Source organism: Ancylobacter aquaticus (assembly GCF_004339465.1).
In the GTDB taxonomy this organism is placed as follows: Bacteria; Pseudomonadota; Alphaproteobacteria; order Rhizobiales; family Xanthobacteraceae; genus Ancylobacter; species Ancylobacter aquaticus.
On record NZ_SMFY01000004.1, the window covers coordinates 54901 to 75780 of the forward strand.

20 protein-coding genes and 1 pseudogene are annotated in these 20880 nt (G+C 67.3%); 9 read left to right on the forward strand and 12 right to left on the reverse strand.

All coding sequences use genetic code 11. The features are described from left to right. Window positions 1–139: 139 nt before the first annotated feature. Both EV667_RS18775 and EV667_RS18780 read left to right on the forward strand, forming a co-directional pair. On the forward strand, window positions 140–778 hold the full coding sequence (locus tag EV667_RS18775; protein ID WP_131836899.1) for a DUF1007 family protein: 639 nt from the start codon (window positions 140–142) through the stop codon (window positions 776–778). Further along, window positions 769–1734 carry a nickel/cobalt transporter gene (locus EV667_RS18780; RefSeq protein WP_131836900.1) on the forward strand — a complete coding sequence of 322 codons (966 nt, stop codon included), beginning with the start codon at window positions 769–771 and terminating at the stop codon, window positions 1732–1734. The genes EV667_RS18775 and EV667_RS18780 overlap by 10 nt, the downstream gene beginning before the upstream one ends. Before the next feature lie 7 nt (window positions 1735–1741). On the opposite strand, the gene EV667_RS18785 is transcribed toward EV667_RS18780, so the two are convergent. The 9 genes from EV667_RS18785 to EV667_RS18825 all read right to left on the reverse strand — a co-directional run bounded on the left by EV667_RS18785 (window position 1742) and on the right by EV667_RS18825 (window position 11526). Continuing rightward, complete coding sequence (locus tag EV667_RS18785; protein ID WP_131836901.1) at window positions 1742–2482, reverse strand: acetoacetate decarboxylase; 741 nt, start codon at window positions 2480–2482, stop codon at window positions 1742–1744. A 101-nt stretch (window positions 2483–2583) separates the two neighbouring features. Beyond that, entirely contained in the window at window positions 2584–6009 is a 3426-nt protein-coding gene (locus EV667_RS18790) for an autotransporter family protein (protein ID WP_131836902.1), read from the reverse strand. Window positions 6010–6191: 182 nt separating this feature from the next. Further along, window positions 6192–7187, reverse strand: a complete 996-nt coding sequence (locus tag EV667_RS18795; RefSeq protein WP_131836903.1) for a WD40 repeat domain-containing protein — start codon at window positions 7185–7187, stop codon at window positions 6192–6194. Between the two features lie 74 nt (window positions 7188–7261). Then, a complete protein-coding gene (locus tag EV667_RS18800) occupies window positions 7262–7435 on the reverse strand; it encodes a hypothetical protein (protein ID WP_245516265.1) in 174 nt (57 codons plus the stop codon). Between the two features lie 39 nt (window positions 7436–7474). Further along, window positions 7475–8449, reverse strand: coding sequence for a CobW family GTP-binding protein (locus EV667_RS18805; RefSeq protein WP_131836904.1), 975 nt, complete (start codon window positions 8447–8449; stop codon window positions 7475–7477). Window positions 8450–8585: 136 nt separating this feature from the next. Next, window positions 8586–9593, reverse strand: a complete 1008-nt coding sequence (locus tag EV667_RS18810; protein ID WP_131836905.1) for a metal ABC transporter substrate-binding protein — start codon at window positions 9591–9593, stop codon at window positions 8586–8588. Window positions 9594–9605: 12 nt separating this feature from the next. Further along, window positions 9606–10472, reverse strand: coding sequence for a metal ABC transporter permease (locus EV667_RS18815; protein ID WP_131836906.1), 867 nt, complete (start codon window positions 10470–10472; stop codon window positions 9606–9608). After that, window positions 10472–11221, reverse strand: coding sequence for a zinc ABC transporter ATP-binding protein AztA (gene aztA / locus EV667_RS18820; RefSeq protein WP_131837087.1), 750 nt, complete (start codon window positions 11219–11221; stop codon window positions 10472–10474). Before aztA ends, EV667_RS18815 begins: the two co-directional genes overlap by 1 nt. Continuing rightward, window positions 11221–11526 carry a hypothetical protein gene (locus tag EV667_RS18825; RefSeq protein ID WP_131836907.1) on the reverse strand — a complete coding sequence of 102 codons (306 nt, stop codon included), beginning with the start codon at window positions 11524–11526 and terminating at the stop codon, window positions 11221–11223. The genes aztA and EV667_RS18825 overlap by 1 nt, the downstream gene beginning before the upstream one ends. A gap of 243 nt (window positions 11527–11769) precedes the next feature. Between EV667_RS18825 and ppa the strand changes: the two genes are divergently transcribed. Continuing rightward, entirely contained in the window at window positions 11770–12294 is a 525-nt protein-coding gene (gene ppa / locus EV667_RS18830; protein ID WP_131836908.1) for an inorganic diphosphatase, read from the forward strand. A 76-nt stretch (window positions 12295–12370) separates the two neighbouring features. On the opposite strand, the gene EV667_RS18835 is transcribed toward ppa, so the two are convergent. Genes EV667_RS18835 through EV667_RS18845 form a run of 3 tightly spaced genes read right to left on the reverse strand, consistent with a single transcriptional unit; the run spans window position 12371 to window position 14666 of the window. Then, window positions 12371–13420: an Ldh family oxidoreductase gene (locus tag EV667_RS18835; protein ID WP_131836909.1), complete on the reverse strand. Its 1050-nt coding sequence runs from the start codon at window positions 13418–13420 to the stop codon at window positions 12371–12373. After that, window positions 13420–14238, reverse strand: a complete 819-nt coding sequence (locus EV667_RS18840) for a creatininase family protein (RefSeq protein ID WP_131836910.1) — start codon at window positions 14236–14238, stop codon at window positions 13420–13422. The genes EV667_RS18835 and EV667_RS18840 overlap by 1 nt, the downstream gene beginning before the upstream one ends. Window positions 14239–14276: 38 nt before the next feature. Next, on the reverse strand, window positions 14277–14666 hold the full coding sequence (locus EV667_RS18845; protein WP_131836911.1) for a RidA family protein: 390 nt from the start codon (window positions 14664–14666) through the stop codon (window positions 14277–14279). Window positions 14667–14825: 159 nt separating this feature from the next. Between EV667_RS18845 and EV667_RS18850 the strand changes: the two genes are divergently transcribed. The 6 genes and pseudogenes from EV667_RS18850 (at window position 14826) to EV667_RS18875 (ending at window position 20842) form a co-directional block, all read left to right on the forward strand. Further along, a complete protein-coding gene (locus EV667_RS18850; protein ID WP_131836912.1) occupies window positions 14826–15851 on the forward strand; it encodes an ABC transporter substrate-binding protein in 1026 nt (341 codons plus the stop codon). 37 nt (window positions 15852–15888) lie between these two features. Beyond that, window positions 15889–16704, forward strand: coding sequence for an ABC transporter ATP-binding protein (locus EV667_RS18855; protein WP_131836913.1), 816 nt, complete (start codon window positions 15889–15891; stop codon window positions 16702–16704). Window positions 16705–16715: 11 nt separating this feature from the next. Continuing rightward, entirely contained in the window at window positions 16716–17498 is a 783-nt protein-coding gene (locus tag EV667_RS18860; protein WP_131836914.1) for an ABC transporter permease, read from the forward strand. Between the two features lie 2 nt (window positions 17499–17500). Then, a pseudogene (locus EV667_RS18865) lies at window positions 17501–18807 on the forward strand (cytosine deaminase). Next, complete coding sequence (locus EV667_RS18870) at window positions 18804–20255, forward strand: FAD-binding oxidoreductase (RefSeq protein WP_245516267.1); 1452 nt, start codon at window positions 18804–18806, stop codon at window positions 20253–20255. The pseudogene EV667_RS18865 and the gene EV667_RS18870 overlap by 4 nt, the downstream one beginning before the upstream one ends. Further along, window positions 20255–20842: an NAD(P)H-dependent oxidoreductase gene (locus EV667_RS18875; protein ID WP_131836916.1), complete on the forward strand. Its 588-nt coding sequence runs from the start codon at window positions 20255–20257 to the stop codon at window positions 20840–20842. The genes EV667_RS18870 and EV667_RS18875 overlap by 1 nt, the downstream gene beginning before the upstream one ends. The last annotated feature ends 38 nt before the right edge of the window (window positions 20843–20880 follow it).

A 20880-nucleotide genomic window follows, 5' to 3' on the forward strand; every position in this document is an offset into this window, starting at 1 on the left:
TCGCTTGCTGCACGCGCTTGTGAACCTATAGAACGGCCGCCTCCGGGCGGCCGTTGCCGTTTGCGGTGCAATCCGTCACCATTCCGCCGAACTCCACCGCCACCAGTCCGTCACCTTGGCGGCTTCGGAGAGGCCCGACGTGATTCAGCGACTTCTGGCGACGCTCGTCATTCTCACGGCCCTCACCGGCGCCGCGCTCGCCCATCCCCATGTATGGGTCGAGGTGCATTCCGAGCTTGACTACACGCCCGCCGGCACGCTTTCCGGCGTGCGCCACCACTGGAAGTTCGACGAGGCGTTCTCGACCTATGCGCTGCAGGGGCTGGAAACCACGCCCGACGGCAAGCCGAGCGAGAAGACGCTGAAGGAACTCGCTCAGGTGAACATCGAATCCCTGCACGAATTCGATTTCTTCACCTATGCCAAGCGCGGCAAGCAGGACATCAAGTTCCTGCCCCCCAAAGACTATTCCCTCACCTATGACGGCACGGCGCTGACCCTGCACTTCACCCTGCCCTTCGCGGAACCCCCGGCGAAGAAAGGGGAGATGGCGCTTGATGTGTACGACCCCACTTATTTCGTCGCCTTCCAGCTCGCCGACAACGATCCTGTGAAACTCGCCGGCAATGCGGGCGATTGCGCGCTGACGCTGCACCGGCCGGACCCGGCGGCGACCGGCAACTCGACGACGCTCTCGGAAGGCTTTTTCAACGCCCTCACCTCGGCCAGTGAGTTCGGCTCGCAATTCGCCAACCGCGTCACGGTGAAATGCTCGTGAGCCGGCGGGCTGCGGCCTTCGCTCTGGCGCTGGTCGCTGGTGCGCTCCTGCTGCACCCCGCCTTCGCCCAGAGCCCGTTCGGCGTCGGCGCCCCGGCTGCGCCGGAAAGCGGGGGGATTGCCGGCTTCATCCTCGCCAAGCAGGCCGAATTTTATCGCCTGCTCACCTCGGCGGTGCGCGCCTCGAAACAGGACGGGCACGCCGTGTTCCTGCTCGGCGGCATCTCCTTTGCCTATGGCGTCTTCCACGCCGCCGGCCCCGGCCACGGCAAGGCGGTGATTTCGTCGTACCTGCTCGCCAACGAGGCGACGCTGAAGCGCGGCGTCGGCCTCGCCTTCGCCAGCGCGCTGGCACAGGCGCTGACCGCCATCCTCGTCGCGGGCATTCTCGCCGCCATCATCGGCGCCACCGCCGCCACGATGAGCCGGGCGGTTGCGATCATCGAACTTGCCGCCTATGGGCTGATCGTCGTCGTCGGCCTGCGGCTGGCCTGGACCAAGGGCCGCGCCGTTCTTTCCGCGTGGCGCGGTACCCCGGCGCATCGGCATGGGCCCGATTGCGGCTGCGGCGACGACCACGCCCATATGCTGGCGCCGGACGACCTGCCCCGCAGCAATGGCTGGCGCGAATGGTGGGGCGCCGTGATGTCGGTAGGTCTACGGCCCTGCTCGGGCGCGATCCTCGTTCTGGTCTTCGCGCTGGCGCAGGGCATCTTCTGGGTCGGCGCCGCCTCGGCGCTGCTCATGGGCGTCGGCACCGCGCTGACGGTAAGCGCCATCGCCGCGCTCGCGGTGTTCGCCAAGCACGCGGCCGTGCGGCTCGCCGCCAACCGCTCCGGCTCGACGGCGGCGCTGGCGTTGCGCGGCATGGAATTCCTCGCCGCTCTGATGCTGCTGGCCTTCGGGCTGGCGCTCTTCTTCGGCTTCATGGCTACTGAGCGACTGACACTGGGATGACGCCCGCTCAGTCCTTCAGATAGTCGTGCACCACCTTGCCGAGGCCGAGGGTGAGATCGGTGCGGAAATGCGCCGCTGAGATCACCTCCAGCACGGGCAGCTTGGCGACATCGGCCAGCGCATGTGGAAACAGGCCCAGCGCCCCCGGGCCGGTCCACGCCTCCTGCACGGTGATATCTTCGAGATAATACTCGACCAGTTCGCACACCCGCGTCGTGCCATCGACATGGGGAATGATCTTGATCACCCAGTTCGGCCCCAGCAGCGATTGATGCAGGGCCGCCTTGTCGAGCGCCGCGTATTTGTAGCCCATGGTGGCGGAGGCGACGAGCACGCTGCCATAGTGCAGCGTCCCCACCAGCGTGTCGCTCTCAACCTTCAGGCTGGGTCGCGCGAGCTTCTTGGGGAAACCCCACAGCTCGCGCCCGCCGGCGATCGGCGCCTCGTCGTCGAGATACATGGAGTGGACATAGCCGCCCTTCACCCCATTCAGCTCGACGGGGATCACCTGCCCGGTCTCCGTATAGTCGCCGAAGCCGGTCGAATCCGGCATGCGGATGAACTCGTATTTGACGATCGGCTCGATCACCTTCAGCGGCTCGGGCACCACCTTTTCCAGCGCAGCCATGTCGGTGCGATAGGTGACGACGAAGAATTCGCGGTTGAAGAACTTGTAGGGCCCCTTCGGGTAGGACGGGCTCGTGAGCGGCATGGAATAGGCGGTGCGGCGAACGTCCTCGATCTTCATGCGGGGCAAACTCCTGTGATGCGTGAGCGTAGCCCATTTGCCGCGCGGCGGTAGGGGCGTGCGGCCGGACCTGATGCATTCAGGCCCGGCCGCACGCCACCTCAGAAGCGGTAGGTAAAGCCGCCCTTGATCGCGTTGCTGTTCACGTCGCTGGCGAACTGCCCCTCATAGCCGATATTGAGCAGCACGTTCTCCCCCACCGCGAAATCGACGCCGGCGCCGAACAGGAAGCTGTCCTCGGCAATAGGCGCCCCGGCCACGGAGAAGGCGATGCCGGTGGAGGCGAAGGTCATGCCCAGCTCCGGGGTGATGTCGCCATAGGCATGGCGCCAGGCGAGGCTGGCATGCGGCGTCACCGTGCCCTCGCCCAGGGCGAGCGTGGTGGCGAGGCGCAGGCCAAGCGTGGAATAGGGCACGTCATAGGACAGGCCGGAGGAGGCGAGCCCGCTGGTGAAGGCACCCGTCTCGGTGAAGCTGTCCGTATCGATCCAGCTCCATGCCATCTGCGCGAAGGGCTCGAAGGCGATGCCGCCGGCCTCCATCGCATAGGCGGCCTCGACGAAGACGTTAGCCGTCGCGCCGTCATAGGAACCGAGCGGATTCTCGAACAGGCTGAGCATCGCGACGCTGCGCGTCGTGTCGATGTCGCTCCAGCCATAGCTGGCGCCACCGCGCAGGCGGAAGGCGTCGAAGCTCGCTCCGGCATAGGCGGCGAGGAGCACCGTGTCGGCATCGGCGCTGCTCATCCGGTCGTCGACATCGAGGGTCGCGGAGGCATAGCCGGCCGCCAGACCGAAGGTGTAGTTGCCGGAGGTGACGTCGCCGCCGGCAAGGAAGCCGCCGAGCGAGGAATCGACATCGGCGGAATTGCCGGTGCCGTTCGCCGAATTCCACTGGCCGAAGCCCTGCGCCCAGGCGGCGTAGACCGGACCCACCGGCTCCACGGGCAGGGCCTTGACCGGGAAGGGGCTCGTCGCTTCCGGCGCCTTCGCCGCGTAAGCGGTAGTAGGTCCGCCGGTGGCGAGCGCCACCAGTGCCGGCGAAGCCCCACTCGCGGAGGTCTGGCGCAGGCGGCCGATCAGCGTGTCGGCCACCAGCGTCGACTGGAAGTAGAGCGTCGTGCCGACCGAGGCATGCACCTCGCCGGAGAGCAGGTCATAGCCGGCGCGGATAGCCTGCGATTGGGCGCCTGTGCCGGCGAGCACCGTGCCTTGCAGCAGGCTGCCATCGGCGCGGTCGAGAGCGCCGGCGACGCTCGCCTGGTTGGCGGTGTGTGCGAGGCTGGCGAGGGCAACCTCGTTACGGGTAATGGTGAGCGTCACCGAAGCGTCATCGCGGCCGAGTTCGGCATCGACGAACAGGAAGTCGGGGTCCTCAAGCGCGAACTGCGCCATCGGCGTGGTCGTGGCGGAGGCCGAGACGATGTCGTAGACGGTGCCATCATAGAGCGGCCCGATCGCCGAGAGTGTCACCGTGCCGCCATTGAGGGCGAGGGTGTCGGTAACGATCTGGTCCGAGGCGAGCCCGCTCAACTCGACCTCGTAGACCGAGCCGGCCGCGAATGTCGTGGTGCCCAGCACAGTGACGGTGCCGATGGAATTGCCGGGCGACACCGTGCCGCCGGCGCCGACGGCGAGAGCGCCCAGGGTCGCGTTCCCGCCGAGGACGGCATCCTCGCCGATACCGACCGAGGCCGAGCCGAGCGAGCCGTTCAGCACGAAGGTGCCGTCGATCTGGACCTCGCCATCGAAGGTCGAGCTGCCAATGCCGATGAAGCTGGAGCCCTCATCCACGAAGAGCGTGCTGAAATCGCGGTACTGCGCGTCGTCGCCGAGCAGCGACAGGTCGAACGTGCCGAGGCCACCGAGTTCGAGGGTATTGTAGCCGTCATTGCCGATGACGAGGCCGACGACCTCGCTGCCGTCGACATAGACGAACAGATCGTCGCCGCCGCCCATATCGACCGCGACGTCGTTGTCGCTGGAGATCAGGCCGGTATTGACGATGGTGTCGTCCTGCGAGCCGATCAGGGTGATCGCCGTGCCGTCGGAGCGGATGATCCCCTCATTGACGATCTGGGTCGCAAAAGGCGCCGCCCCTTGCGAGCTGTCGTCGATCAGGATGGCGCGGCCGACATCATCCAGACCGTCATTCGGGTAGTTGTCGAACGCTTCGATGACGGCGCCCGCATGATTGATGATCGTGCCGCCGCCAGCGGCGATGCCGTCGGCCGTGTTCGGGTCGCCATCATTGGTGCCGGTGGCGCCGGTGCCCTGGATCAGGCCGTAATTGCTCAACAATATCTGGCCGTCGACATCGACGCCGTCGCCATCGCCGTCCGGCACGCCATCGGGATCGCCGTCATCGTCGATGAGGCCCGTCACCTCGCCGCGGATGGTGCCGTGATTGACCACTGTGACTACCGTGTCGCCGGAGCTGTCGACATTGATGCCCGACCCGTTGCGACCGACGATCAGGCCGCCGGCCTCGTTGAGAACCGCGATCGCGCCGTCGCCAGTCACGCCGTGCTTGGCACCGAGGATCTGGCCGGTCGCCTTGTTGAACACGGTGCCGCCGGCGTCCTGGAAATCAACGCCGTCGCCGTCGCTGGTGAGGTCGGTCGACTGGATGATGCCGTGATTGGTCACCACGGCGCCGGCACCGGGGCGGATGCCGTCGGCGACGGAGGACTGAAGCGTACCGTAATTGACGATGGAAATTTTGTTGTCCGGCGAGGTCAGGTCGGCGAAGTCGAGGGCCTGGCCGATGCCGCCGTCGATAAGGCCATGGTTCTCGATGTAGATCGTTGCGTCAGACGTGTCGGAATCGGCGGCGAATTTGAAGCCGTCGTCGAGGCCGAGAATCTGCCCGCCTTCCTTGTTGATCAGGGTGAACGAGACCAGCGTGTCGATATTTTCGTCGCCGTCGAACTTCAGGGCGCGGCTCTCGGCCTCCAGCGTCTGGATCGTCCCCGAATTGGTGAGGACGATGGTGCCGGCGCCGAAGCGGATGGCGTCGTTGTCGAGCGCGGTGATCGTGCCGCTGTTGTCGATGTTCACATAGGCGCTTTCCGCCGTCGCCTTGTTGAGATCAAAGACCTGGCCGCTGGTGGCGGTCATCGAGCCGGTATTGACGACGTACAGCTCGCCATCGGCAAAGGCGCCGTTGATCCGCACCGTGTCGTCGCCAGAAGTGATGTCGCCATTGTTGGTCAGGGTCAGCGTACCGCTTACATCGGACGCGGTGTCGAGCGCCCGGCCGGTGCTGGCGATCGTGCCGTTATTGCGCAGATCGACACCCGCTCCCGTCGCCGGTGCGCTCCAGGTGATCGCGGTGCCGTCGACGTCGAGCGCGCCACGCTCGGCGATCACGCCGCTATCCGTGCCCGCCACACTTTGCGGCGCGGTCTCGGTCACGCCGGTCGGCACCGTGAAAGATTGGGCGCGAGCCCCGGCAATCGGCACAACGAACAGGGCGCCGGCGGCAAGCAGGGCCGCAGGGCTGGCAGATGAAAACAGGCGGTTCATGGCGGTCAGTTCCCCGGATATCGCGTTCTGATATCCGCGCTACCGAGGAGGGATGACAGGCAGGTGACTATTGGGCGACACGCGCCCGCTTGTTCGCCCGACGGCGACATGCCCCGCGCAAGCGTGGTGCCGGTGCAACAGGGGAGACGGCCAGAGCCCTCATTTTACGGTACTAAATAACCTCAAAAGGTGGTGAGCCCGCCCATCCCGCTCTCGGTGCCGATGGCGAGCGCGCTGCCATCGCCGCGCCACGCCAGGGCGGTGACGGCGCCACCGTCGGGCGCGCGCAGCAGGATTTCGGCGCCGTCCGAAATCCGCACCATCAGCACCAGCCCGTCCTCATAGCCGCAGGCGATCACCTCGTCGCGCGGATGGGCGGCAACGGCGCAGACGCGCACGTCGCGCGGCGCCAGCATGGAGGGCTGCTTGCCCATCGGCCCCTCCTTGCTCGAGAAGGGCCAGAGGATCGCCTCGCTGGAACCGGAGGTGGCGAGGAATTTGCCACCGGCGGTGAAGGCCATCGACGTCACCCGCGAGGGATAGCCGGTCATCCGCATGTGGCCGGCGTCGGCGAGGCGCCAGCCATGCAGCGCCGCCTCCTGCATGGTCGTCACCACGAAACGCATGTCCGGGCTCCACATCACGCCGCGATGCGAACCCTTCCACTCCAGCCTTTCCGGCTTGGCGACCGCGTTGGGAAACCACAGCGAGACGCCGCCATAATGGGCGATGGCAAGGCGTGTGCCCTTCGGCGCGAAGGCGAGCCCGCCCACGGTAGAGGGCAGGTCAAGCGACTTCGCCTCGCCCTTGGCGGGCTGGAAATGGGCCGTCTTGCCTGCCGAGAAGGAGAAGGCCCCATCGGCGCCCGCCGCCACCTGGTCGATCCAGCGGCCCTTCTGCTCGAACAGCACCTGCGCCGAGCCGTCGGCCCGCGTCGCCACCACACGGCCGTCATCGCCTCCGGTCAATATCCGCTTGTCGTCGCCAGCGACCGAGAGCACCGCACCGTGATGCGCCCGCACCCGGGCTTCGTCGTCGCCCACCAGCACGATCTCGCCCTCGCCCAGCACGAAGGCGGCCAGCGGGCCGAGGAAGCGCAGGCCAACCACCGCGCCGCCGAGGTCGAGCGGACGCAATTTCGAGGTGAGGGAAGACGGAGGGGAGGAGGGCAAGGCCATGACGCTATCGTTGTTCGCAAAGGGCCACAGGCTTAGCCGATGCCGGAGACCGCGTCACGCCCCAGAGCGGGCGATCAATGCGCGATCCAGGCGCCATCGACCAGGGCGAGGGTCTCGCGCCCGCTCTCCTCGTCAATGTCGGTGATAACGACATGGGCGCCTTCGCGCGCGAAGGCGAGCGCGGTCACCCGCCGGAGTCCCCGCGCCGCGCACGTCACCAGCGCGACACGACCCTCGAACTCCCCCATCGCCCCTCTCCGCTTACGCCGGGCACCTGTGCCGGCCGTTCACGCCACGCAGCTGAGAAAACCCTTTTCCAGTGCCGCCGCGTCCAGCTGCCGGCCGATGAACACGATGCGGCTCAGCTTCGGCTCGTCGGCCCGCCACGGGCGCTGATGGTCGCCGTCGAGGATCATGTGCACGCCCTGGAAAACGAAGCGCTCCGGGTCGTCCTTGAACGCGAGAATACCCTTGGAGCGCAGGATGTTCGGCCCTTCCGTCTGGGTCAGGTTCTGGATCCAGGGGAAGAACTTGTCCGGGTCGAGCGGCTTGTCCGAGGAGAACGAATAGGAGCGCATCTCCTCGTCGTGAAAATGCCGGTGGCCGCCTTCCAGAAAATCGGGGTCGATCGCCTGGATGCGGTCGAGGTCGAACGCGCCCTGTCCCAGCACCTTGTCGATGGCGATCTCGGAGCGCTGGGTACGGTGGATGCGGGCGAACGGGTTGATGGCGCGGATCCGCATCTCCACGTCCTTGAGATCGGTCTCGGTGACAAGGTCGGTCTTGTTGAGCAGGATCACGTCGGCGAAGGCGATCTGACTTTTCGCCTCGGGCGCGTCCTTCAGCCGGTCCTTCAGCCATTTGGCGTCGGCCACCGTCACCACCGCGTCGAGCGTGGTCTTGGCACCCACCGTCTCGTCGACGAAGAAGGTCTGGGCCACCGGGGCCGGGTCGGCAAGGCCCGTGGTCTCGATGATGATGCCGTCAAAGTCGTTCTTGCGGCGCAGCAGGCCGTCGATGATGCGGATGAGGTCTCCGCGCACGGTGCAGCAGATGCAGCCGTTGTTCATCTCGAACACTTCCTCGTCGGCGCCCACCACGAGGTCGTTGTCGATGCCGATCTCGCCGAACTCGTTCACGACGACGGCGAATTTCTTGCCGTGCGGCTCGGAGAGGATGCGGTTGAGCAGCGTCGTCTTGCCGGCACCGAGATAGCCGGTGAGCACGGTGACGGGAATCTTGGTGGAAGCCACGTCGGGCATGGTGAACTCCAGTGGTCATTTAAAAAGCGTCATCCCGGATGCCGCCACGCGGCGATCCGGGCTCGCTTGTTCCGTTCAACGGTGCCGAGCGATCCCGGATCGGCCTGCGGCCGTGCGGGATGACGACAGACCAGCGTCAGCTCGAAAGGGCCGAGGAGAGCTGGGCGACGTTGTTTTTCATCATGTCGATGTAGGTGCTGGCCGGGCCTTTGTCATCGGAGAGCGCATCGGAAAAAAGCTCGCCGCCGACCTTGGCCTTGGTCTCCTTGGCGATGCGCTTGACGAGGCGCGGATCGGAGATGTTCTCCATGAACACGGCCGGGATCTTGGCGGCCTTGATCTGGCGGATGATGCGGGCAACATCCTTGGCGGAGGCCTCGGAATCGGTGGAGACGCCCTGCGGGGCGATGAACTCGACGCCATAGGCGGCTCCGAAATAGCCGAAGGCATCGTGCGAGGTGATGATGCGGCGGTTGTTTTCCGGAATGGTCGCAACGGCCGCCTTCACTTCGGCGTCGAGCGCCTGCAGCCGGGCGGTGTAGGCGGCCGCGTTCGCCTCATAGGCCGCCTTGCCTGCGGGATCGGCGGCAATCAGCGCGTCGCGGATATTGGCGACATAGACCTGCGCATTCGCCACCGACTGCCAGGCGTGCGGATCGACGCCGCCATGGTCGTGCCCCCCGTGGTCATAGTCATGCCCGTCCTTCTTGGCATGGTCGTCATGATCATGTTCCTCGTCACCCTTGCCGTGGTCGTGCGAAGCGTGGTCGTGGCCTTCCTCGTCCTCCTTGGCCATCGCGCGCGGCGCGATGCCGTTGGTGGCGACGACGATCTCGGCCTTGGTGCCGGACGCCTTCACCAGCCGGTCGATCCAGCCCTCGAAACCGAGGCCGTTTACGAAGACGATCTGCGCGCCCGCCACCTTCTTGGCATCGCCGGGAGCCGGCTGGAACACATGGGCGTCGCCATTGGGGCCGACGAGGGTCGTGACCTCGACGCGGTCGCCGCCGACCTGCGTCACGAAATCACCGAGGATCGAAAAGGAAGCGACGACGGGGATTTTCGGCGCGGTGTCCTGCGCGGCAGCGGGGAGAGCGAGGCCGAGCGCGAGCGCGCCGGCGAGAGTGAGGCGGCGGGTGAGCATGCGGGGGGCTCCTCAGGCTTCAAGATGGCGGTTGGGCAGGAAGCGGGGCAGCAGCCCGCCCACCGGCCCGAACAGCACGGACAGCGCATAGGCGCCGCCGGCGACGAGGATGATGGCGGGCCCGGAGGGCACGCCAGAATGATAGGACACCAGCAGCCCCAGCACGCCGGAGGCACAGGCGATCAGCACCGAGAGGCCGACCAGCGCGGTCAGCTCGCGCGTCCAGAAGCGACCGGCGGCGGCCGGCAGCATCATCAACCCGACGGCGAGCAGCGTGCCCAGCGCATGGAAGCCGCCGACGAGATTCATCACCACCAGCGCCAGGAAGATGAGGTGGGTGGGCGCCCCGGCCCGGCTCACCGAGCGCAGGAAGCCGGGATCGACGCTCTCCAGCACCAGCGGCCGCCAGGCCAGCGCCAGCGCCAGCAGCGTGAGGCTAGAGATCGACACGATGAGCAGCAGCGTCGCGTCGTCGAGCGCCAGCACGGTGCCGAACAACACATGCAGCAGGTCGACATTGGAGCCGCGCAGCGACACCAACAGCACGCCGAGTGCCAGCGAGATGAGGTAGAAGGCAGCCAACGCCGCGTCTTCCTTCATCTGCGTCGCCCGCGCCACCGCGCCGGCGCCGAGCGCCACCGCAAAGCCGGCCACCAGCCCGCCCACCGTCATGGCGAACAGGTTGAGCCCGGCAGCGAGGAAGCCGACCGCCGCGCCGGGCAGGATGGCATGGGCCATGGCGTCGCCGGCAAGGCTCATGCGGCGCAGCATCATCAGCACGCCGATGGGCCCGGCCCCCACGCCGAGCGCCAGCACGCCGACCAGCGCGCGGCGCATGAAATCGAACTCGGCGAACGGCCCGATGACATAATCATACATCACGCCGCCCTCCCCGAAGTCGGGGCGCAGGCGGGGGCGTCCTCGTCCCAGGCCTCGCACATGCGCCGCGCCTGCGCGAGATTGTCCGATGTCAGCACGTCCCCAGTGGCGCCCCAGGCCACCGCCTCGCGCGCCAGCAGCAGCGTGCGGGGGAAATGCCCGCGCACCAGCTCGAAATCGTGCAGAACCGCGATGACGGTGCGGCCTTCCCCGTTCCAGCGCTTCACCAGCGCGGTGAGATCGGTGATGGTGCCGGCGTCGAGCGCGGTGAAGGGCTCGTCGAGCAGCAACAGGCGCGCATCCTGCAGCAGCATACGGGCGAACAGCGCGCGCTGCATCTGTCCGCCCGACAGGGTGCCGATGGGGCGCGCCTCGAAGCCTTCCAGCCCGACGGCAGCCAGCGCCTGCTCGATGCGCGCACGATCGGCGCGGTTGATGCCGCCGAACAGCCCGGCTCGGCGCCAGAGGCCCATGGAGACGAGGTCATAGACGTCGATGGGGAAGGAGCGGTCGACCTCCGCCGCCTGCGGCAGATAGGCGATTTCCCGCGCCGGCACATGGCCCTCGATGCGGCCGGTGAGCGGCGTCAGCACGCCTGCGATACCCTTGAGCAGGGTCGATTTGCCCGCACCGTTCGGCCCGCAAATGGCGAGCAGGTCGCCATCGGGCACCTCGCCCTCGAGATGGTGCACCGCCGGGTGGCGGTCATAGCCGAGGGTGAGGTTGCGAAAGGCCAGGACGTTTCCCATCACGCGCCCACTCCGATCACTGCCAGCGCCAGTACCCAGAGCGCTGCCGCCAGCGGCAGGGCGATGGCGAGGCGCTGCAAAGCGGAGAGCCGCAGCAGCGAAAAGCCCGGGCGGGCCGGAGGGTGGCGTTCGCCCGCCGCGTGGGAATGGCGCCGGTGGCGAGACGCGCCGGCCGGGTGCCCGTGACCATGATCATGGTCTGCAGAATGAGCATGCCCGTGCCCGCCGGCTCCTGTCGTTCCACGCCCTTCCGAAGGGGCGGAACCGTGGGCGTGGTCGTGCAGGCGGACGGGGGCGACGGACATGCTCAATCTCCAGAGACGGAATTGATACTGTATATCGGCGCCACTCGTCCAGATGAAAGATATACTGTATCAAGCGACAGACGGAGCGTCCTCGCTTCCGCCTTCCTGCCGCAGCAGCGGCCTGCCCGTCGAATTGATGGGACGACACATCTCGACGGCGCGCCCGCATCGACCTATGAGAGGGCGCCTTTGTGCCCGCCGGCCTTGCCGGCCCCGTCGACCTGGAGCCGTTGGAGCCCATTCATGGATATTTCGCGCATTTCGGTCGGGCCCAACCCGCCTGACGAAGTCCACGCCATCATCGAAATCCCGGCCGGCGGCGCGCCGGTGAAGTACGAGATCGACAAGGAATCGGGCGCGCTGTTCGTCGACCGCTTCCTGCACACGCCGATGTTCTACCCCGGCAATTACGGCTTCGTCCCGAACACGCTCGGTGACGATGGCGACCCGATCGACGTGATCGTCATCTCGCCGATGCCGCTGCTCGCCGGCTCGGTCATTGCCTGCCGGCCGATCGGCGTGCTGATGATGACGGACGAGAAGGGCGGCGACGAGAAGATCCTCGCCGTGCCGGCGGACTCGGTCTACCCCTACCATTCCAAGATCAAAAGCTACGAAGACCTCCCGGGACTGATCATCGAGCAGATCGGCCACTTCTTCACCCATTACAAGGATCTGGAGAAGGGCAAGACGGTCACGGTCGCCGGCTGGGAAGGCCCGGAGCGCGCCCGCGAGTTGATCCTCAAGGCGATCGCCGCCTATAAGTGAACGGAGCGCCGGTCCGGCACCGCGACGCGCGAAAGGCCCGGGCATGCCCGGGCCTTTTTGTATCTCCCGTTGCGATTCAGTCGGTGGTGTCCACGAACCCCATCTGCGCCAGCGCCCGCTGCACGCCCGCGCTAAGCGTTACGCCTTCCCGCGCGGCGCGCTCGCGGTTGAACAGCCGCCTTGTGCCCGGCAGCCGCGCGCCTGGCTCGCTTTCGATTGCCAGCGCCAGCCGCTCCAGATGGTCGAGATAAGCGTCGCCCGCGACCGCACCGGGATTTATGGCGATGACGACATGGCCGACCGCCGCCGGCGGCCCATCGCCGTCGAAGAAGCTCGGGGCGTCTAAGGCGAAGGTCGAGGCGGTCAATGCCGCCGCCATCACCTCGATGACGAAGGCGAGCGCCGTGCCCTTGGCCTCGCCCATCGGCACCATGGTGCCGGCGAGCCCGGCCTTGGCATCGGTGGTCGGATTGCCCTCGCTGTCCAGGGCCCAGCCCTCGGGAATGGCGGCCTCGCCGCGCTGCACGGCGGCAAGAATATTCCCGCGCGCCACCTTGGCGACCGAAAGGTCCACCACAGCCGGCGCGCGACCCTTCAGCGGTGTCGCGAACGCTATGGGGTTGGTGCCGAAGACCGGCCGCTTGCCGCCCCAGGGCGCAATGGCGGCCGGAGCATTGGAAAAGGCGAGGCCGACCAGCCCCTCATGGGCCAGCGCTTCCACCGGCTGGCCGGCGACGCCGAAATGACTTGAGCGCCGCACCGCCATCAGCGCGATGCCGCTCGCGCGCGCCATCCCGGCGAGCGCCGGCAGGCCAAGCGCAAGGGCGGGATAGGCGAAGCCATTGCCCGCATCCACCGCCAGCACGGAGGGCGCGACGCGGCGCATCTTCGGCACGGCGTGGCCGTCGATCTTGCCGGCCGCCGCCATGGCGCCATAGCTCGGCAGCCGGGTCAGGCCATGCGTGCCGAGCCCGTCCGCCTCGGCCCGCATCAACGCGTCGGCCGTGACGGCGGCATTCTCCGGCGAGGTGCCGAAACGCTCCAACACCCGCGCGGCATAGGCACGCGCCGCCGGGAGGTCGAGAGACCGACTGTGGAAAGCCGGGCGGGCGATCGACCCTTCCATCAGACAGCCGCCCCGCCGAGTGGACCGGCCGGCAGCCGCGACAGGTCGAAGCGATGCACGTCGGCGAGCAGTTCCACAAAGGCGCGCGCGCCATAAAGCGAGCAGGCCTCCCCCTTCTCGAGGCTCGCCTCGCGTGCATCGCCCATCGCGCCCGAGGGCTGGATATCCTGCGCCATCCAGCCGAAGCCGGCCGGCGAGCCGGCGCGCAGGAAGGCAAATTCCTGTTCCATAGCGAGCGTCACCGGCGGGAAGTCGCGCACCTCGTCAACCCGCACCGTGTCGGGCCGGAAGGCCAGCATGAGCGACGTTTCCACCCCGCCGGCATGGATGCCGTGCTGGCGCTCCTGTGCGGTGAACAGCCCCTCGGGGTAGCCGAAGCGATGCCAGGACACCATCACCGCCAGCATGCCGAGCCGGGCGCGCAGTTCGCGCGCCACGATGTCGAGGATTGGCACGTTGCCGCCATGCGAATTGACCAGAACCAGCTTACGCACCCCGGCGCGGTGGACGCTTTCGCCGATCTCGGTCCAGGCGCGGATCACCGTTTCGGCCGAGAGAGTCAGCGTGCCGGGAAAATCAATGTGCTCGTTGGACTTGCCGATCGCCTGCATGGGCAGGAACACGGCAGGAATGTCGTCGGGCAGCAGGCGCGCCACTTGATTCAGATAGCCCTCGCCGATGAAGGCATCGACCCCGACCGGCAGATGCGGCCCGTGCTGTTCCACCGCCGCCACCGGCAATATGGCGATCCAGTTCTCGGTGTCGCCTTGGGCGAAATCGGTCCAGCTCAGTTCGGTCCAGAAGCGTTTGGGAGGCATGGCAGCAAGTCCGGTGTGGGAATGGGCGCGTTCTAGGTTCAATCCACCCGCGAGGCTAGCGCCTCGATCTCCACCTTGAACTCCGGCCGAGCGAAGCCGGAGACGATCATCAGCGTCGAGGCCGGCGGCGGATCGGCGATGAAGCGGTCGCGCGCCGCCATGTAGCCGGGCAGATGGGCGCGGTCGGTGACGTAGGCGTTCAGCCGCACGATATCCTCGCGCGCCATTCCCGCCTCACCAAGACAGGCGGCGATGGCGGCGAAGCAGAGGGCCGCCTGCGCTTCCACGCTCTCGGGGATGACGTCTTCCACCGAAATGCCGAGCTGGCCGGAAACCAGCAGCAGCCGCGCCCCTGCGGAAATCTCGACGGCGTGGCTGTAGCGGGCGAAGGGCGGGCGGATGGTGGGCGGCACGAGATGGCGGAGCATTGGCGGCGTTCTCGGGTTTGGCCGGCCGGGCTGTTGCCGGCCGATGCTGCGCATGCACAGTCTAATCGCCGCAGCATATGTGCATGACGATTAAGCTCGCCTATCATGAGGGCATGGGTTTCGTCACGCACCGCCCTTTTTAGTCGGATGGAGATTTCGATGCGCCCGCGTCTGTCGCGCTTGCGTTGCCTCTTCCCCCTCGCCGCGCTCTGTGCGCTGGTCGCCGCCACCCTGCTGCCCACTGCTCCGGCACGGGCGGCCGACAAGGTGACGTTCGGCACAAACTGGGTGGCCCAGGCCGAGCATGGCGGTTTCTACCAGGCGTTTGCGGACGGCACCTATGCCAAATACGGGCTGAACGTCACCATCCTGCCGGGCGGACCGCAGGCCAATAACCGGCTGCTGCTGCCGGTCGGCAAGATCGACTTCTACATGGGCGGCAACATGCTGCAGGCGATTTCCTCGGTGGTCGAAGAAATCCCCACCCAGGTGGTAGCCGCCATGTTCCAGAAGGACCCGCAGGTCCTGATCGCCCATCCGGATGTCACCGCCTTCGAGCAGCTGAAGACGCGGACCCTTTTCATCTCCAAGGAAGGGCTGGCAAGCTATTATCAATGGCTTGTCGATGCCTACGGGTTCAGCGAAGACCAAGTGAAGCCCTACACCTTCAACGCGGCGCCGTTCCTCGTGGACAAGAACAGCGCCATGCAGGGCTACATCACCTCCGAGCCCTATGCGGTGGAGCAGCAGGGCGGGTTCAAGCCGACGCTCTTCCTCCTCGCCGATTACGGCTTCCAGACCTACGCAACCACCATTGAGACGCGCAACGAGCTGGTGAAGCAGAACCCCGATCTGGTGCAGCGCTTCGTCGATGCCTCGATCATCGGTTGGTACAATTATCTCTACGGCGACAATGCCAAGGCCAATGCCCTGATCAAGCAGGACAACCCCGAAATCACCGATGCCATGATCGCCTTCACCATCGCCAGGATGAAGGAATACGGCATCGTCGATTCCGGTGATACGGCCTCGCTCGGCATCGGCGCCATGACCGATGCGCGGATGAAGGGGTTCTACGACACGATGGTGAAGGCCAAAGTACTGGAGCCCGGCATCGACATCGCCAAATCCTACACGCTGCAATTCGTCAACAAGGGCGTCGGCAAGGAGCTGGCGCCGAAATGAGCCGCCCCGTTCCCGTTGCTCCATGCGCGTGCCGGGCATGAACGCTGCGACGCTTGACCTCTTGCCCCGCGCGGAGGCGGACGGCGCGCCGCTGCTGCGCCTTTCCGGCGTCGGCAAGCGCTTCGCCAATGGCGTCACCGCGCTGGAAGGGCTCGACATGGCGGTGCGCGAGGGCGAATTCGTCTCGCTGCTCGGCCCGTCCGGCTGCGGCAAGTCGACCGCGCTGCGCCTCATCGCCGGACTGACCGAGCCGAGCGAGGGCCGGCTCGACTGGGACGAGGACGAAACGGCCCGCCGCGGGCGGGAGCGCCACTCCATCGGCTTCGTGTTCCAGGACCCGACGCTGATGCCTTGGGCCAGCGTGTTCGGCAATGTCCACTTGCCGCTCAAGCTCGCGGGCGTCGGCCGGCGCGAGGCCGAGCCCGCCATCATGGAGGCGCTGGAGCTGGTCGGCCTTGCCGCCTTCCGCGATGCCTATCCGCGCGAACTTTCCGGCGGCATGAAGATGCGCGTCTCCATCGCCCGGGCGCTCGTCACCAAGCCACGCCTGCTGCTGATGGACGAGCCCTTCGCCGCGCTGGACGAGATCACCCGCTTCAAACTCAATAACGACCTGCTGGACGTGTGGCGACGCCTGCGCTGCACCATCGTCTTCGTCACCCATTCGGTGTTCGAATCGGTCTACCTGTCCTCGCGCATCCTGGTGTTCCGGGCCCGGCCGGGGCGGGTCTCTGCCGAACTCGTCATCGACCCGAACCAGCCGCGGGACGAGACCTTCCGCACCTCGCCGGAATATGCGGGCCTGTGCCGCGAAACCTCCCTCGCCCTCGCCCGGGCGATGGACGCGCCGTAGCGGAGGCGGCGATGTCCACCTCGCCGCTGCGCTGGCTCCTGCCCTTCGGTGTGCTGGCGGCCCTCATCCTCGCCTGGGCAGCGGTGGTGAAGCTCAACAACCTGCCGCCCTATGTGCTGCCGGCGCCGGGCAAAGTGCTGGAAACACTGATCGAGGACCGTGCGGTCCTCTTCGCTTCCATGCTGGTAACGCTGAAGACCACGGTGATCGCGCTCCTGCTCGCGGTCGCTGGCGGGGCGGCGCTGGCGCTGCTCTTTGCCAGCGCCCGCATCGTCGAATTCTCCCTGTTTCCGATTGCCGTCATCCTGCAGGTGACGCCTGTGATCGCGGTGGCGCCGCTTATGCTGATCTACCTCTCCACCGATGCCGCCGTGCTGGTTTGCGCCTGGATCGTCGCCTTCTTCCCGGTCCTGTCCAACACCACGCTGGGGCTGAAATCGGTCGATCCCAATCTGCGCGACCTATTCCGGCTGTCTGGCGCCACGCGCTGGCAGACGCTGGCGCAGCTCAAATTGCCGACTGCCCTGCCCTATTTCCTCGGCGGGCTGCGCATTGCCGGCGGGCTGGCGTTGATCGGCGCGGTGGTGGGCGAAATCGCCGCCGGCTCGGCCGGGCAGGGTTCGGGTCTCGCCTTCCGCATCGTCGAATCCGCCTACCGACTGAACATCCCGCGCCTGTTCGCGGCGCTCCTGCTCATCTCGCTCACCGGCATCCTCATCTATGCCGGGCTGAGCCTGCTCTCCTGGCTGGTGCTGCGGCGCTGGCACGAGAGCGAACTGGGCGGCCGGGCGTGATGATGGCGGGCCTCAAAGCCCCGCCCGCCGCCTTCGTGCTCGCCCATGCGCGGGTGCCCGCCGGCCTCGTCCCCAGCTTCGCCGGGCCGGTGGATGCCGAGGGCTGGTGGCGCTCGACATCGCGCTGGAAGGGGCGCGTATCGCCCGCCTCGCGCCGGTCGGCACGCTCATGGACGCCGGTCCGCGCCTCGACCTCCAGGGCCGGCTGGTGCTGCCCGGCCTCGTCGATATCCACACCCATCTCGACAAGGGCTTCATCTGGAAGCGGGCGGCGAACCCCGATGGCACCTTCGACGGGGCAGTGCGGGCCGTCGCCGCCGACCGGGCGGCGAACTGGAGCGAGGAAGATATAAGCCGACGTTTCGACTTCGCCCTGCGCTGCGCCCATGCCCATGGCACGGTGGCGATCCGCACCCACATCGATTCCGACGGCCCGCGTGCCGCCACCGCATGGAAGGTCTTCGCGCAGATGCGCGAGACCTGGCGCGGGCGGATCGAACTGCAGGCCGTGGGCCTGACGGCGATCGACAGCGTGCTGGACGCCACCGCTTTCGCCAGCCTGCTAAGCCTGGTGCGGGAGCATGGTGGGCTGCTCGGCAGCTACACCTATGCGACGCCCCAGCTCGAAGCCGGGCTGGAGCGTCTGTTCGAGGCCGCCGAGCGCTTCGGCCTCGGCCTCGACCTGCATGTGGACGAGCGTGACCGCGAGGGGCGTGGCCTCGACCTGCTGGCGCGGATGGCGCTGGCGCGCCGCTTCGAGGGGCCGATTCTCGCCGGCCATTGCTGTGCCATCGCAGCGCAGGACGCGGACGAGGCCGACCGCACGCTCGACCGCGTCGCGCAGGCGGGCATCGCTGTCGTCTCCCTGCCCATGTGCAACCTCTATCTCCAGCACCGGGAGGCCGCCCGCACCCCGCGCTGGCGTGGCGTCACCCTGCTGCATGAGATGAAGGCGCGCGGCATTCCCGTGATGGTGGCTAGCGACAATGCGCGCGACCCGTTCTTTGCCTATGGCGACCTCGACCTTGCCGAGGTCTACCGGGAGGCCAGCCGCATCGCCCATCTCGACCATCCCCATGGCGACTGGCCGACCAGCATCACCCGCGCACCCGCGACCCATATGAACGTCGCTGCCGGTACGCTCGCCCCCGGCGCGGTGGCCGACCTCTCGCTGTTCGCGGCGCGCAGCCTCAACGAATGGCTCTCCCGCCCGCCGACAGGCCGCACCGTGTTGCGGGGCGGGCGCGCCATCGACAGCACGCCGCCCGACTATGCCGAACTCGACGACCTAATGGAGCGCCCCGCGTGAGCCAAGGCAAGAGCTTCAGCCACGGCAAGAGATTCGACCTCGCCGCCCTCAAGGCCCGGCTGGAGGGCATCCGCACCGAGGACAATCCCGCCCTCCTGCGTCAGAAGAGCCGCGACTTCTACTGGTACTCGCCGACATTGAAGCGCCAGCTCGACGGAGTTGTCGCCGACATCGTCGCCTCGCCCGTTGGCGAGGAGGAGGTGCTGCGCGTCCTCGCCGCCTGCTTCGAGCTCGGCATTCCCGTCACCCCGCGCGGCGCCGGCACCGGCAATTACGGGCAAGCCATGCCGCTGGCCGGCGGGCTGGTGCTCGACCTCTCACGCCTCGACAGGGTGCTGGAGATCGCCCCCGGCCGGGCGGGGGCGCAGGCCGGCGCCCTGCTCGCCGATATCGACGCCGCTTGCGCGCCAAGCGGACAGGAGTTGCGCCTGCACCCCTCCACCTACCGCACGGCGTCCATCGGTGGCTTCATTGCCGGCGGCTCGGGCGGGGTCGGCTCCATCACCTGGGGTGGGCTGCGCGACCTCGGCAACATCCTCTCGCTGCGCATCGCCACCATGGAGGCGACGCCACGTATCTTCACGCTTTCCGGCGAGGAGGTGCAGAAGGTCGCCCATGCCTATGGCACCAACGGCATCCTGCTTGAGGTCGAGATGCCGCTCGCCCCGGCTTATACCTGGATCGAGGCCATTGTCGGCTTCACCGACTTTCTTGACGCCGCCGCCTATGCGCAGGCGCTGGGCGAGCAGGACGCGCTGCTGAAGAAGCTCGTCTCGGTCATCGCCGCGCCGGTGCCGCAAACCGCCTTCCTGCGCCATCGCCGCTTTCTGCCGGACGGAATGCATGCCGTGCTGGTCATGCTCGCGCCGATGGGATGCGCGGCGTTCGAGAGCTTCACCGCCCGCCATGGCGGGGCAATGCTGTTCCGGTCCGACCTCTTGCCGCCGCAGGAGACGAAGGGCCTGCCGCCGCTCTATGAGCTTGCCTGGAACCACACGACGCTCAGGGCACTGCGGGTCGAACCGTCCATCACCTATCTGCAAACCCTTTATCCGCACCCCGACCCGCTGGCGCGGCTGGCGCGCATCCACTCTCTTCTCGGCGACGAATTGCCGGCGCATCTGGAATTCGTCCGCTTCGACGGCCGAATCACCTGTTTCGGCCTGCCGCTGGTGCGCTACATCAGCGACGAGCGGCTGGACGCCATCGTCGCCCTGCACGAGGAATGCGGCATCCCGGTTTTCAACCCCCACCGCTACACGCTTGAGGAAGGCGGCATGAAACAGACCGACCCGGCGCAACTGGCGTTCAAGCGGCAGGCGGACCCTCAAGGCCTGCTCAACCCCGGCAAGATGATCGCCTGGGAGAACCCCGCCTTCGATTTCGCCACCGGACGCACCTATCTCTTCCCCGGGCTGGACAGCCGCAACGCGGGAGAGGCCGGCTGATGCGCGCGCTTGTCGTCTATTGCCACCCGGTGGCCGAAAGCTTCAACGCTGGCATGCGCGATGCCGTGATCCGCGGGCTGAGGACCGCCGGGCATGAGGTCGATCTGATCGACCTTCACGCGGAAGGGTTCGATCCGGTGATGGACCGCGACGAGCGGCTCGCCTATCACGAGCCGGGGGTTAATGTGCGGCCCGTTGCCGGCTATCTCGAACGGGTAAAGCAGGCTGAGGCCCTCATCTTCGTGGCGCCCACCTGGTGGTACGGGCCGCCCGCCGTGCTGAAGGGTTGGCTCGATCGCGTGCTGGTGCCGCACGAGACGTTCGGCATGCCCCAGCCCTATCGCCAGTTGGAACGCCGGCTCACCAATATCCGCCTCGTCGCCGCCGTCACCTCGCTCGGCTCGCCCTGGTACTGGTGGCTGTGGATCGGCCAGCCGGGCCGGCGGATTCTGCTCGATGGCGTCGGCGGGATCGTGCATCCGCGCGTAAAAAAGCTCTGGCTGGCCCTGCATGGCATGGATTCCGCCAGCGCTGAGCACCGCGTCGCCTTCCTCGCGAAGGTCGAGGCGCGCTTCGCCCGGCTCTGAAATCAATGCGCGACAAGGTGCCTTCGCCGCACCCCTGG

Excerpts from the sequence above, each read along its gene's own strand:
- EV667_RS18875 (WP_131836916.1), top strand. The coding sequence starts at position 20,255 with ATGCGCGCGCTTGTCGTCTATTGCCACCCGGTGGCCGAAAGCTTCAAC.
- EV667_RS18800 (WP_245516265.1), bottom strand. The coding sequence starts at position 7,435 with ATGGGGGAGTTCGAGGGTCGTGTCGCGCTGGTGACGTGCGCGGCGCGG.
- EV667_RS18810 (WP_131836905.1), bottom strand. The coding sequence starts at position 9,593 with ATGCTCACCCGCCGCCTCACTCTCGCCGGCGCGCTCGCGCTCGGCCTC.
- EV667_RS18785 (WP_131836901.1), bottom strand. The coding sequence starts at position 2,482 with ATGAAGATCGAGGACGTTCGCCGCACCGCCTATTCCATGCCGCTCACG.
- EV667_RS18845 (WP_131836911.1), bottom strand. The coding sequence starts at position 14,666 with ATGCTCCGCCATCTCGTGCCGCCCACCATCCGCCCGCCCTTCGCCCGC.
- EV667_RS18825 (WP_131836907.1), bottom strand. The coding sequence starts at position 11,526 with ATGTCCGTCGCCCCCGTCCGCCTGCACGACCACGCCCACGGTTCCGCC.
- EV667_RS18860 (WP_131836914.1), top strand. The coding sequence starts at position 16,716 with ATGTCCACCTCGCCGCTGCGCTGGCTCCTGCCCTTCGGTGTGCTGGCG.
- EV667_RS18850 (WP_131836912.1), top strand. The coding sequence starts at position 14,826 with ATGCGCCCGCGTCTGTCGCGCTTGCGTTGCCTCTTCCCCCTCGCCGCG.
- EV667_RS18790 (WP_131836902.1), bottom strand. The coding sequence starts at position 6,009 with ATGAACCGCCTGTTTTCATCTGCCAGCCCTGCGGCCCTGCTTGCCGCC.
- EV667_RS18840 (WP_131836910.1), bottom strand. The coding sequence starts at position 14,238 with ATGCCTCCCAAACGCTTCTGGACCGAACTGAGCTGGACCGATTTCGCC.
- EV667_RS18855 (WP_131836913.1), top strand. The coding sequence starts at position 15,889 with ATGAACGCTGCGACGCTTGACCTCTTGCCCCGCGCGGAGGCGGACGGC.
- EV667_RS18795 (WP_131836903.1), bottom strand. The coding sequence starts at position 7,187 with ATGGCCTTGCCCTCCTCCCCTCCGTCTTCCCTCACCTCGAAATTGCGT.
- EV667_RS18780 (WP_131836900.1), top strand. The coding sequence starts at position 769 with ATGCTCGTGAGCCGGCGGGCTGCGGCCTTCGCTCTGGCGCTGGTCGCT.
- aztA (WP_131837087.1), bottom strand. The coding sequence starts at position 11,221 with ATGGGAAACGTCCTGGCCTTTCGCAACCTCACCCTCGGCTATGACCGC.
- EV667_RS18805 (WP_131836904.1), bottom strand. The coding sequence starts at position 8,449 with ATGCCCGACGTGGCTTCCACCAAGATTCCCGTCACCGTGCTCACCGGC.
- EV667_RS18815 (WP_131836906.1), bottom strand. The coding sequence starts at position 10,472 with ATGTATGATTATGTCATCGGGCCGTTCGCCGAGTTCGATTTCATGCGC.
- EV667_RS18835 (WP_131836909.1), bottom strand. The coding sequence starts at position 13,420 with ATGGAAGGGTCGATCGCCCGCCCGGCTTTCCACAGTCGGTCTCTCGAC.
- ppa (WP_131836908.1), top strand. The coding sequence starts at position 11,770 with ATGGATATTTCGCGCATTTCGGTCGGGCCCAACCCGCCTGACGAAGTC.